The 12,112-nt window shown below is 34.9% G+C and carries 12 protein-coding genes; 2 read left to right on the plus strand and 10 right to left on the minus strand.

The genetic code is table 11. The features are described from left to right. Positions 1–143: 143 nt before the first annotated feature. The 5 genes from Q0845_RS20560 to Q0845_RS20580 all read right to left on the minus strand — a co-directional run bounded on the left by Q0845_RS20560 (position 144) and on the right by Q0845_RS20580 (position 4,513). On the minus strand, positions 144–533 hold the full coding sequence (locus Q0845_RS20560) for a hypothetical protein (RefSeq protein ID WP_298517180.1): 390 nt from the start codon (positions 531–533) through the stop codon (positions 144–146). A gap of 76 nt (positions 534–609) precedes the next feature. Next, positions 610–2,169, minus strand: a complete 1,560-nt coding sequence (locus Q0845_RS20565) for a class I SAM-dependent methyltransferase (protein ID WP_298517182.1) — start codon at positions 2,167–2,169, stop codon at positions 610–612. Positions 2,170–2,274: 105 nt separating this feature from the next. Further along, a complete protein-coding gene (locus Q0845_RS20570) occupies positions 2,275–2,502 on the minus strand; it encodes a hypothetical protein (protein WP_298517184.1) in 228 nt (75 codons plus the stop codon). Between the two features lie 48 nt (positions 2,503–2,550). Then, positions 2,551–2,748 carry a hypothetical protein gene (locus tag Q0845_RS20575; protein WP_298517186.1) on the minus strand — a complete coding sequence of 66 codons (198 nt, stop codon included), beginning with the start codon at positions 2,746–2,748 and terminating at the stop codon, positions 2,551–2,553. Between the two features lie 94 nt (positions 2,749–2,842). Then, entirely contained in the window at positions 2,843–4,513 is a 1,671-nt protein-coding gene (locus Q0845_RS20580; protein ID WP_298517188.1) for an ABC transporter ATP-binding protein, read from the minus strand. A gap of 357 nt (positions 4,514–4,870) precedes the next feature. Here Q0845_RS20580 and Q0845_RS20585 point away from each other — a divergent pair, with 357 nt between their 5' ends. Continuing rightward, positions 4,871–8,731 carry a S8 family serine peptidase gene (locus Q0845_RS20585; RefSeq protein WP_298517190.1) on the plus strand — a complete coding sequence of 1,287 codons (3,861 nt, stop codon included), beginning with the start codon at positions 4,871–4,873 and terminating at the stop codon, positions 8,729–8,731. A 183-nt stretch (positions 8,732–8,914) separates the two neighbouring features. Further along, a complete protein-coding gene (locus tag Q0845_RS20590) occupies positions 8,915–9,268 on the plus strand; it encodes a hypothetical protein (protein WP_298517192.1) in 354 nt (117 codons plus the stop codon). Positions 9,269–9,272: 4 nt separating this feature from the next. On the opposite strand, the gene Q0845_RS20595 is transcribed toward Q0845_RS20590, so the two are convergent. The 5 genes from Q0845_RS20595 to Q0845_RS20615 form a co-directional block, all read right to left on the minus strand. Beyond that, entirely contained in the window at positions 9,273–10,037 is a 765-nt protein-coding gene (locus Q0845_RS20595; protein ID WP_298517194.1) for a hypothetical protein, read from the minus strand. Between the two features lie 94 nt (positions 10,038–10,131). After that, entirely contained in the window at positions 10,132–10,845 is a 714-nt protein-coding gene (locus Q0845_RS20600; RefSeq protein WP_298517196.1) for a 3'-5' exonuclease, read from the minus strand. A 37-nt stretch (positions 10,846–10,882) separates the two neighbouring features. Beyond that, positions 10,883–11,410 (minus strand): DUF4442 domain-containing protein, encoded by a 528-nt coding sequence (locus Q0845_RS20605; RefSeq protein ID WP_298517198.1) that lies wholly within the window; start codon positions 11,408–11,410, stop codon positions 10,883–10,885. An 87-nt stretch (positions 11,411–11,497) separates the two neighbouring features. Further along, complete coding sequence (locus tag Q0845_RS20610) at positions 11,498–11,716, minus strand: hypothetical protein (RefSeq protein ID WP_298517200.1); 219 nt, start codon at positions 11,714–11,716, stop codon at positions 11,498–11,500. A gap of 134 nt (positions 11,717–11,850) precedes the next feature. Further along, entirely contained in the window at positions 11,851–12,009 is a 159-nt protein-coding gene (locus Q0845_RS20615) for a hypothetical protein (protein WP_298517203.1), read from the minus strand. Between the last annotated feature and the right edge of the window lie 103 nt (positions 12,010–12,112).

A 12,112-nucleotide genomic window follows, 5' to 3' on the forward strand; every position in this document is an offset into this window, starting at 1 on the left:
TAACCTATCTTATGAAGACCAAAAGCCTTGAGAAATTCTCAAGGCTTTTTTTATGTTGTCTCGTCCCAAAAAAAGTTGATTAGAATCTTTAATATTCTGGTGAAACTCTGTTTTAATAAAGTTTAGGTTTTATTATACGCAGTTTAGTTTTTTAAATCGTAAATCTCCTTCCAATTAATTTCTCGTTCTACTCCTTCTTTGTTTGTAAACGTTCCTTTTTCATCGGAATAATTCCCATACTCCATGTTTTGCGGGTCAAATCCAGATATGAATGAGTTATAATAAATTGAGCTGATCCATGCTCCTAAATCTTCGTCATTGAGCCATCCACTTTCTGTATCTATTTCAAGAATCTCATTTAACCCATAATTCTCAAATAGAAAATTCCAACCTGTATCCCAAATTGAAGCTTCTAGTATTTGACAGAAATCAAATAATTGAATCACTTTAGACTTGTCTATTAAATCTACAGTAAAATACGTTGTTCCATTTGGTTCAGGATATTTTCTCCAAGCTAAAGGTGTAGGTTTCATTGTTCAATTACTTACAAAATCCAAATATAGGCATTGTGGTTATTGTATACAGCGAAAGTTGTGTTATTACTAAAAATTACTGTATCAAATTAATACTAATGGTAGAAATTTCATCGCTTGGAAAATGATACGAATGCAGCGGATCAATGGTAATTCCCGCTTTAGCGATCGCATCCAAAAACACATCTAATTCCACAATATACTGATCCGAAAAACCATGCGTAACATCATACGCAGTACAAGGTGTTTTGCCTAAGTTTATAGCTACCGTATTTGGAGCAACCGTATGCAACTCAATAAACAATAAACCGTGTTTCTCAATATACGGTTTCCACTTTTGAAAATGCTCTATCAAACTTTGTGCAACGTCCTTATTATGCAATTGCTTTCCACGATGAGCAAAGGCTCCAGTAGATAATAAATGACCCGTATAATTGCCCGATGGTTCATTAAAAGGTCTGTTGTGATCCAAGAAAGAACGCACATTGAGCAACTCTTCCAATTTTACATTATACAACTCTTGTAACTTCTGATCGATCTCTGCAGGATTTCCAATATCGCCCCAAACGACTTCTGCCCAAACATTGGCTTTTTCTAAATTTCGTTTGGTACTCAACAAGGCTTCTTTATTATAATCGGCACCAATCAGAATAAGTTTATTGGCACTTAAATCGTCTTTGCGTTGCGTTTTGTTCCAAATCAAATCAAAAATATGCTCTAACAAAGCACCATTTCCACAACCTACATCTATAATTCCTTTAGGTTGCTCGTCCAAAGGCTTATTAAAAATATCGACCAAAACGGCATCAAACTTATTAAAATAGGTGGCATGACTTCCGCCGCTTCCCCAAACATTAATGCCTCTAAATACATGTTGTTCATTGCCTAAATGATCTTGCTGGAAAAAAGGTAGAAAATCACCTGTCAAATAAGTTTCCTTATGTCGCATAATTGGCATATAAGAAGTGGTAACACCATATGCGTAACTCTTGGCGAATAAAAATGAACCTTTTGTAGTTAAGGAAGTGCCGTCATGTAATTCTAACAACTGTAACACTTTTTGAAGCGGAGTATCTTCCAAAAAAGTAGCGGTTTCTATAGTTTCTAAATCTGCATGATATCCCAAATACACAAGTAACGGTGCTAACAAAACACCTTCTAAATGTAGCGCAACTTCTTCTTGAAAATAACTATCTGCTTTCATCGCTTCTTTGGTGATTGACCAATATGTAGCAAATGAAATTAAGGTATCCATATCTGGTAATGGAAATTGATACGGCTGTTTTAACAAGTCATAATAATATGCAAACAGTGTATTAAAATTTGTGTAATGAGCAATATGACGTTGAAAATTGGTGAACTTTGGAGTCGTTTCAATGCGAACTTCTTCAGCTGTGACTTCATATTTTAAAATTCCCTGAGAAGCCAAACTCCGTAAGGAAACATTCAAATAACCTGCGTGAAATTGCGGAAACTTTTCCAAGATAGCTGCTACAGAAGTAGTCTGTGCGGTTGCTAAAAAATCAAAAACCAACTGTTGTTCCAATACGGCAATGGTTGCAGTAATGGCAAGTCCATCTTGATGTTTAAATAAAAGGGATCGAAAAGTGCGTTTTTGTTCTCTAGTTAAGCTCATATCTCTTAAAGATACAGAATTTTCAAATGTAGCCGAGAGGAAACGTAGTTAAAAGAAAGCTAAATTATTGTCGTAATAAAATAGCTTTCTAATAAGATTAAATCCCTATATATTAATAGGACAATTTCCATAAGGTCCTGTGCAAATTTCAGGATTGGATGCTGGTAACGGTTCTGGTTCTTGTGGCTTTGGACAAGCGATTACTAAAGTTTTAAGAAAATCTGTCAAATAACTTGTAGTTCCAGATGCTCCGCCTTTTACCTCATTAAGACGATCTAAATTAGAAACCGTTTTTTTGTGTAAGGCTAAACTTTTTAAAGTTTGTTTTTTCATGATAATTAGTTTTAATGAATTTTGTTTTAGACTGTTTTTTATAGAAACTTACATTGGGCAAGCTCCATGATTACTATTGCAACGAGGAAACACAGAGTCTGGAAGTGGTTCTGGTTCTTGTTGGCAATCTGTAAAAATCCAAGAAAACCAAGTTCCTGTAATTCCACCTTTAATATTTGCCTGTTTGTCTAGTTGTGAAATTGTGTTTTTGCGTAATGCTAAATTTTTTAAAGATTTTTTCTTCATGATGTATCTATTTTTTGTTCGATGCAAAGATTCATCAATAGAAAAATGTGAGGTAGCGTGAAAAAACGGAATTAATAAGAGGAAAAAGACGGGTTTAAATTCCCTTTGGAATAGCGTCAATTAACTTTTGTGTGTAGGAAGATTTCGGATTGGCGTAGATGGCATCGGCTTCGCCCAATTCTTCAATTTGTCCAGCATTCATCACCAATAACTGATCGGAAATATACTTGACAACAGCCAAATCATGTGAAATAAAAATATAAGTAAAGCCAAAATTATCTTTCAGTTCATTCAGTAAATTCAGCACTTGTGCCTGTACCGAAATGTCTAAAGCTGAAACCGATTCGTCACAAATAATCAACTTTGGTTGTAAGGCAATAGTTCTTGCAATTCCAATACGTTGCCGTTGTCCGCCCGAAAACTCATGCGGATATCTTCCGTAATACGAAGCGTCTAAACCAACACGTTTTAGCAATTCCAATACTTTTTCTTTTCGCTCTGCATCGTTGGCATACAAACCATGCACTTTCATAGGTTCTAAAATAGCAGATCCTACAGGAATTCGTGGATTCAGTGAAGCAAAAGGATCTTGAAAAATGATCTGAATCTCTTTGCGCAAACTTCGAATTTCACTTGCAGACAATTTGGTAATATCTTGTCCTTTATATAATATCTCACCTTCTGTTGCTTGATGCAATTGCAAAATGGTATTTCCTAAAGTCGATTTTCCACAACCAGATTCGCCCACCAAACCAAGGGTTTCACCTTCGTATAATGAAAAACTAACGTCGTCTACAGCTTTCACTTCCGTAGATTTGCCAAAGATGCCAGCTTTGCTAAAAAACGACTTTGATACGTTTTTGACTTCCAAAATTGGCGCTTTTGCGTAAATGGACTCGTGATGACGTTTTCGTTCTGTAGCAGAAACAATAGTATCCGAAACGGTACCTGCTAAGACATCTTGAATGGTTGGCAATTTTTTCAAACGAACCTCTAAAGAAGGTTTTGACTTTAATAATGCTTTGGTATATTCATGTGTAGGATTGGAAAATAAAGTGGTTGTTTTTCCACGTTCTACAATATCACCTTGATACATCACTACAATCTGATCGGCAATTTCACTGACCAAAGACAAATCGTGTGAAATAAAAATAATGCCCATTTCAGTTTCTTGCTGCAATTCTTTCAACAGCAAAATAATTTCCTTCTGAACCGTTACATCAAGCGCAGTTGTTGGTTCATCTGCAATAAGCAACTTGGGTTTGCAAGCAATAGCCATGGCAATCATGACGCGTTGTTTTTGTCCACCACTCAATTGATGTGGATACGATCGGTACATTTGATCAACTCGTGGCAACTTTACCTTTTCAAAAAGTGATAATACCGTTGCTTTTACTTCTTTCTTTGTGCAGAATTTATGTTGTAATAAAACTTCTTCTACCTGTTTTCCACAAGTCATCGATGGATTCAAAGAGCTCATAGGTTCTTGAAAAATCATTGAAATTTCATTCCCGCGCAAGCGTTGAAAGTCTTTATTAGAAAGCGAAGTTAAGTTTTGATCTTTATATAAAATATCACCTGTAATGGTCACATTTTTAGTAGGTAATAAACCTAAAACGGCCAAAGAAGAAACCGATTTTCCACTACCAGATTCTCCAACAATTCCTAAAATTTCATTAGAAGAAACCGTATATGAAATTCCATGAATTACTTCATTGTCTTTAAAAGAAATAGTGAGATTTTGTATATCTAGTAGCGTATGCATTATTCAAAAATACACAAACAAAGTGAGTTTTACTAAATAAAATAAGTTTGTAATATAGGTTGAAAAAAGGGCTTAAATTTTTATTTTTCTATAAATTAAGTAAGGTTTTAGCATAGCTCTTGTACTTAAAATATTAAGTGTGTAAGAATTTCTTAAAAAAATAAGCATTTCGTCGAAAAATTAGAAAATAGTTTAAATAATTGACAAAAAATTAACACTTTCGCAACGTTTTAATGAAAATAACTCAAAGATTCAACATTTATAATGTCAAAAATATACTTAACACACCTAATAGTATATAGAGTCGATAGAGTTACCTCATTAAAAAATATTAACCTAATAACAACCAAAATAAACATGAAGAACAAGTACCTTTCGCTAGGCCTACTAGCTTTTGGGATGTTTTTTGCGCAATCTTCTTTTGCACAAACGAATGCAGAAAGGCAAAAACTAACCCAGTCTTACGACAAACAAAAACTTACTTCTATTGAAACTTCTTTACAAAACAAAGCGCAAGCTGAAAAAGAAGAAGCTTATAGAATTGCAGCTCAACAAGGATGGGATGTAAAAATCCAAACACCAAATGGAAAGTTTTTAGAGCTACAAAAAGTAGTTGATGGAAGACCAATTTACTACACAACATTTAATGTTGATGCAGCTAGATCAACAAGAACAGATCACTTAAACTCAGGAGGATCATTAGGATTGAACCTTATGGGACAAAATATGACTGCGAATGTTTGGGATGGTGGTGGAACCAGAATCACTCACCAAGAATTTGATGGAGCAGGAGGAAATAATAGAGTCTCTATTATTGATGGTTCTACATTAAATGGAAATAGTTTCCATGCACAACACGTTACAGGAACTATAGTTGCTTCTGGAGTACAAGCAAATGCAAAAGGAATGGCTCCGCATGCAAATGCTAGAACAGCCGATTGGAATAATGATAAAGCAGAAGCTACAAATGAAGCTTCTAGTGGAATGATAGTTTCAAATCACTCGTATGGATTTGGCTTTAGAAACCCAAATACAGGACAAGTACAATTACCACAACACTATTTTGGTGGATATATTGATGAATCTCGCGATTGGGATGAAATCTTGTTTAATGCACCAAATTATTTAATGGTTGTAGCAGCTGGAAATGATGGAAATGATAACACAGCAAATAACAATCCTACTGGTGGATCAGGATTTGATAAACTAACAGGACATTCAACATCTAAAAACAATTTAGTAGTTGCCAATGCACAAGATGCTAATATTGATGCCAATGGAAATTTAATTTCGGTATCTATCAACAGTTCTAGTAGTGAAGGTCCAACAGATGATTTCCGTATCAAACCAGATATTACTGGAAATGGAACAGGTGTATATTCTACGTATGATAATAGTGATACTGCGTATAACTCTATTTCAGGAACATCGATGGCATCACCAAATGTAGCGGGTTCTGTATTGTTATTACAACAACATTACAATAACACAAATAGTTCTTTTGCAAGAGCAGCTACTATCAAAGGAGTTGTTTTACATACTGCGGATGACGCAGGAGCTTCAGGACCTGACGCTGTTTTTGGATGGGGATTAATGAATTCAAAACGTGCAGCAGAAGCAATTTCAAATAATGGAAGCGAATCTAAAATAGAAGAGTTAACCTTAACTTCTGGACAAACGTATACAATTACAGTTGATTCGGATGGGACAAATCCATTATTAGCATCGATTTCTTGGACAGATCGTGCAGGAACGTCTAATACTACGGTAAACTCTACGACTCCTGTATTAGTAAATGACTTAGATATTAGAGTAACTAAAGGTGGAACAACATATTTACCTTATGAGCTAACAGGTGCAACGACAAGTGCACAACAAGATAACAATGTAGATCCGTTTGAAAGAGTAGATGTATCTGGAGCTTCTGGAACCTATATAATTACGGTAACAAACAAAGGATCTTTAGTAGGTGGAAGTCAAGACTTCTCACTAATTGTAACTGGATTAACAGGAACGCCAGTAGTGTGTAATGCAACTACACCAACAGGAGTAGCTACTTCAGGAATTACAACTTCAGGAGCAGATGTAAATTGGACGGAAGTTGCAGGAGCAACTTATGATGTACGCTACAGAGCAACAGGAACTTCTTCTTGGACAACAAATGCAGTTACTTCAAATTCTACAACATTAAGCGGATTAACAGCTTCTACATCATATGAAGTACAAGTACGTAGCAAGTGTTCTAGTGGAAATTCTTCGTACAGTTCGTCTGTAACGTTTACCACAGCAGATGTGCCACCGCTTTGTACAACAACCGTAAATTCATTCCCGTATAGTGAAGGATTTGAATCTAATGATGGTTGGACGCAAGTTGGCGGAGATGATGGAGATTGGGTACGAACAAGCGGAAGTACACCATCTTCAAACACAGGACCAACAAGTGCAGCACAAGGATCAAACTATTTATTCCTTGAAGCTTCTACAAACGGAAGTACAGGACAAATTGGAGCAAATGCTACTGCAATTTTAGAAAGTGATTGTTTCAACCTTGCAGGAAAATCTTCAGCTTCATTTGACTTTAAAAATCACATGTATGGAACTGCTGTAGGATCATTAACAGTACAAGGATCTACAGATGGATCTACTTGGACTAACTTATGGACTGATTCAGGAAATAAAGGAAACCAATGGAATACAATTTCAGTAAACTTAAGTGCTTATTTAGGTCAGAGTGTAAAACTAAGAATTGTAGGAGTTACTGGAGATGGATGGTCTAGTGATATTGCTGTAGATGATTTATCAGTAACTGCAGTAGACGCTTCAGCAGATACAGAAGCACCCGTAATTACATTAACTGGAGCAGCTACGATTACCTTAACTGTAGGAGACTCTTTTACAGATCCAGGAGCAACAGCAACAGATAATGTAGATGGAAACTTAACTTCAAGTATTGTAGTAACAGGTTCTGTAAATACTTCGGTTGAAGGAACATATACATTAAATTACAACGTAAGTGATGCGGCAGGAAATGCAGCAACACAAGTTTCAAGAACTGTAAATGTAAATGCAGCGAGTACTGGAAGTTGTGCAGGTCAAGTATCATCGTTCCCATATAGTGAAGGATTTGAAAATACGTTTGGTGCATGGACGCAGTCTACAGCAGATGATATTGATTGGAGTATAACTTCAGGAACAACACCATCAAACAATACAGGTCCATCAAGTGCTACGCAAGGAACATACTATACTTTTGTAGAAGCATCTGGAAATGGAACAGGATATCCTACGAAGCAAGCAATTTTAAATTCTCCTTGTTTTGATTTAAGTGGAGAAACACAAGCTACTTTTGCATTTGGTTACCACATGTTTGGAGCTACAGATATGGGAAGTATTGCTTTAGAAGCAAGTAATGATGATGGAGCTACTTGGACATCTTTATGGAGTGAGACAGGGAATAAAGGAAATTCTTGGCAAACTGCAAGTGTAGATTTAGCTGCGTATGTAGGTGGAACAGTTCAATTACGATTCAACAGAGTTACAGGATCTACATGGCAAGCAGATATTGCTATTGACGATGTAAGTCTTTCTACTGGTGGCGGAAGCGGACCTTCTTGTTCGAATGTTTCATTATCAATCACATTTGATAATTACCCAGAAGAAACTAGCTGGCAAATCACAAATAGTGGTGGAACAGTAGTAGCTTCAGGAGGAACGTATGCTTCTCAAGCAGATGGATCAACTTTAAATATTGATGTTGGATGTTTAGACGACGGATGTTATGACTTTACGATCAATGATACCTATGGTGACGGAATTTGCTGTAGCTTCGGAAATGGTTCGTTTACACTTACAAATAGTGATAGTGGAGCAACCTTAGCTTCTGGAGGATCGTTTGCATCATCAGATACTACAAACTTCTGTTTGACAGCTCCTGGAACAACAGCTACAAGTAATTATGTAACCACTACAAGTGATGATAGATTCGGATCTTCTTTTGAAGTTCGTATATATCCAAACCCTGTAAAAGGAGGAACATTAAATGTAATCACCACACAAGATGACGCAAGTTATACTATTACAAATATGGTAGGACAGCAAGTTGCAAAAGGAAATGTAAATTCTGGAACTATCAATGTTCAAAAATTACAAGCTGGTGTGTATATGATTCAAATCAATGCAGGATCGCAGACCGTAACTAAGAAATTTATTAAGCAATAATAACTAGTAAATAAATTTAGAGTGCTTAAAAGCCCAAACGTAACTGTTTGGGCTTTTTTATTTCTTGTCTTTCCCCGAATCCATCAAACTTAAAAAAGTACAATTCTTAGTCCTTTTTTTGTAGCATACAAAGCTGCTTCTTCTCTGATCTTTGTAATCTAATAATCGCTCAAATTAAATAACATGAAATTTATAACAAAAAGAATTCACGCGTTCTTAGATTACCCAGTAGCAATCGCTTTAATAGTTTTACCATTTTTATTAAACTTAGGAAGCTCCAATAACATTGCATTCTATTTATCAGTAACAACAGGTGTTGCAGCATTTATTTTAACATTGTTGACAAATCATCACTTAGGTGTATTTCGTATCGTTTCTTACAAAATGCATCTGGTTGTAGATTTTGCAGTTGCCATCGTATTCATTACAGCGCCTTTTATTTTTTCTTTTGAAGGAATAGACGCGTATTACTATTGGATTAATGGAGCTGCGGTACTTACTGTAGTTAGTTTACACAAGCCAGAATTGGCAGTATAAAAACTTACTTTTGCGCATTTATAAATGTTGGGTCAAAGGTTTGTAGTGTAAGATTTAATAGTGCATAAAACTCATCAGCGGTACCATCAATAGATCTTCTGACCCAAAAGCCAGGACATGTAAATGCTTCATATACATCATAACCATCTTTTTCCAAAGAATTTGCAAAATCGCGAAATGTTTCTTGCAAATAGAATGATGGTCCTTTAATGCGCCCATCCATATATTCGTGTTTTTTAGGATCTGAAATAGCAGCCAAATAACCAGCCATAATTTCTTCATTATTTGCGGCTACTTTGTATGAAAGGTAATAAGTGCGCAGGTATTGTTTTAGCTCTTTATCGTAATGTGCTTGCATACTTTTAACAAAGCTTTCATTTTCGAATACAAATCGAAGGTTGCCTTCAAGTTTTTTGATAAATAGAGGATTGTAATAACCAAACGTGGTTTTACTTTTATAGTTTGGAGTATCCGTATGTGGACTTTTTAGAAATACACGTTCGCCAACAATGGTTTCTAATGCAGAAATACTAAAAAATTGGTCATATAAAGCATATCTTCCACGAACACCGCTTTCAGGAATATATGTTTCTGGTACTTCTTTGTAAAAATCTACAGACGTTACCGTATTTTCCCAGTTGTCAACAGTTGCATTAGAGTTTTTGCGTAGTTCTTCAATAGTTGTTTCGTTTTTATATATTGATTTTTGCAAAGAACAGGCTGCAATACATAAAAATAGTATACAAATAAAGGACGTTTTCGAATTCATAGAAATAGTTTTGAATAGAACGAATATAGTTAAATCATTGATTTTTAATAGATAATTCAGGTTTTCTCGTAAAGTTGTTTTAAAACTCTAATCATCAAACATGCAGCATTTCATCAGCTTCTAATAAGGGTTCATTTCGCAATCTGAGAAGAATCTGCGCAACAGCGATAACATCTTTTTCACAATAAGTAATAATACGATCAATATCGCCTTCTTCATAAAAAACATTGCGTACTTGACTGCCATCAATATCATCTTTTGGAGAAGGAATACCCAATATTTTGGTCATTAAACGCAACGAAGTATAATGTTTATAATCGCCAAATTTCCACAACTCCATGGTATCTAAATGTGCAATTTCCCAAGGCTTTTTACCAAATAAATTCAATTTAAAAGGCAAGGTAATTCTATTAATAATCATACGACGCGCTATATATGGAAAGTCAAATTCTTTTCCATTGTGTGCACAGAGCAAGTGATGCGGTCTGTTAAAATGGGTTTCCAATAGAGCTTTAAACTCACGTAACAATTGTTCTTCTTCTCCGTGAAATGAAGTTGTTCTAAATTGTCGAACATCACCTTTATTGGCAAAATAACCCACCGAAATACAGATGATTTTACCAAATTCTGCCCAAATTCCGGCACGATCGTAAAATTCATCCGCTGTAAATTCATCTTTGCGTTGATAGGTAGTTTTTTGTTCCCAAAGCGTTTTTTCTTCCGCATCCAAATCGTCATAATTCGGATACTCAGGAACTGTTTCTATGTCTAGAAACAATACGTTTTCTAAATTAATTTTCTGTAACATAGGTCTTTATTTAGCACGTTCATGAGGAAAAATTGTACTAGGAAGACTTTGCCTGTTTTCGTTTTTTAAGCTTTTCTTTATAAAAAGACTTTTCAGCAATGTAAAGCGTTTTAATGACTTCTGCAAAAACCTGCTCTTTGATATTGGTAAGATAAGTTGTTTTTTCAATAGTCATTTCGTGTGTTTCCGCCACTTGCTTTTTAATAGCTTCAATTTCTTCATCAGTAAAACTAAATTTACAATACAGATGCTCTTTCGCAGGACGTTTATAATTGATAGTTGCCGATTTGTCCCATACTACATAGTCTTCTCCTAAAATTTGCACCAATTGAATCATATAAATAGGATCGGTTGCCGAAAACATGCTTCCACCAAAAATAGCGCCTACATAATTTTTGTTTTTATAACTTAAGGGAACTTTGATTTTTACATCTTTCAAATCGTCACTAATTTCAATAACACGTGCCGTGGTACGACGATACATAGGCGACAAATTGAACCCGTATTTGAAAATTGCCGCAGTAGACATGAATTTTTTTAAGAAATTGGTCGCTGTTTTGTACATTACAGTGTAATTTTATACAAAAATAAAGATAAAAAAACTGCTTCAACTAGAAGCAGTCTTTTTAAGTCAAATCAAGTGTGTTTGAGCCTAATTTTGATTTTCATTAGGACAAGGGTAAAAACTTGGATTTCCAGGACACATAATCAATGATTTTGGAATTCCTAAAGTATCCGTGTCGCTCGTTGTATCACAATCATTAGAGCATACAAAAGCACTTCCACCTTTTACTTTACTTGAATTGTTTTTACCAATCTCAGAAATAGATGTCTTAATAAGAAATAATTTTTTTAGATTCTTTTTTTTCATGATTTAAAAATTTAATAATTAGTAATTAATATAAGCGCCTCATTTTGAGTGAAGCTTGATTCAAACTTACTCGTATTGAAACTAAAAAATAGCATGAAAAAAGAACTGTCTCTATCATTTTATAAAATGAAAACTTATAGGTCTTGAGGACAAGTATACTGATCCAAGCTTTGATGACCTTGGAGAAGCGTGTTGAATTCTGATCCTCCTTTTACGGCATCAAATTGTATAATTACATGTTTGTTTAATGATAGCTTTTTTAATGTGAGCTTAGTGTTTTTCGTGTGTTTCATGATCTTTCATTTTAATGTTAATAATAATTATAAATTAAAGGTGATCATTGATTTTTTCCAAATAGGATATGCATCATTTTATAAAATGATGTATGCTTTTAGG

The organism is uncultured Kordia sp. (genome assembly GCF_947489565.1).
GTDB lineage: Bacteria > Bacteroidota > Bacteroidia > Flavobacteriales > Flavobacteriaceae > Kordia.

Bases quoted from the DNA above. Each gene is read 5' to 3' on its own strand.
- Q0845_RS20560 (WP_298517180.1), bottom strand. From the start codon at position 533: ATGAAACCTACACCTTTAGCTTGGAGAAAATATCCTGAACCAAATGGA.
- Q0845_RS20565 (WP_298517182.1), bottom strand. From the start codon at position 2,169: ATGAGCTTAACTAGAGAACAAAAACGCACTTTTCGATCCCTTTTATTT.
- Q0845_RS20570 (WP_298517184.1), bottom strand. From the start codon at position 2,502: ATGAAAAAACAAACTTTAAAAAGTTTAGCCTTACACAAAAAAACGGTT.
- Q0845_RS20575 (WP_298517186.1), bottom strand. From the start codon at position 2,748: ATGAAGAAAAAATCTTTAAAAAATTTAGCATTACGCAAAAACACAATT.
- Q0845_RS20580 (WP_298517188.1), bottom strand. From the start codon at position 4,513: ATGCATACGCTACTAGATATACAAAATCTCACTATTTCTTTTAAAGAC.
- Q0845_RS20585 (WP_298517190.1), top strand. From the start codon at position 4,871: ATGAAGAACAAGTACCTTTCGCTAGGCCTACTAGCTTTTGGGATGTTT.
- Q0845_RS20590 (WP_298517192.1), top strand. From the start codon at position 8,915: ATGAAATTTATAACAAAAAGAATTCACGCGTTCTTAGATTACCCAGTA.
- Q0845_RS20595 (WP_298517194.1), bottom strand. From the start codon at position 10,037: ATGAATTCGAAAACGTCCTTTATTTGTATACTATTTTTATGTATTGCA.
- Q0845_RS20600 (WP_298517196.1), bottom strand. From the start codon at position 10,845: ATGTTACAGAAAATTAATTTAGAAAACGTATTGTTTCTAGACATAGAA.
- Q0845_RS20605 (WP_298517198.1), bottom strand. From the start codon at position 11,410: ATGTACAAAACAGCGACCAATTTCTTAAAAAAATTCATGTCTACTGCG.
- Q0845_RS20610 (WP_298517200.1), bottom strand. From the start codon at position 11,716: ATGAAAAAAAAGAATCTAAAAAAATTATTTCTTATTAAGACATCTATT.
- Q0845_RS20615 (WP_298517203.1), bottom strand. From the start codon at position 12,009: ATGAAACACACGAAAAACACTAAGCTCACATTAAAAAAGCTATCATTA.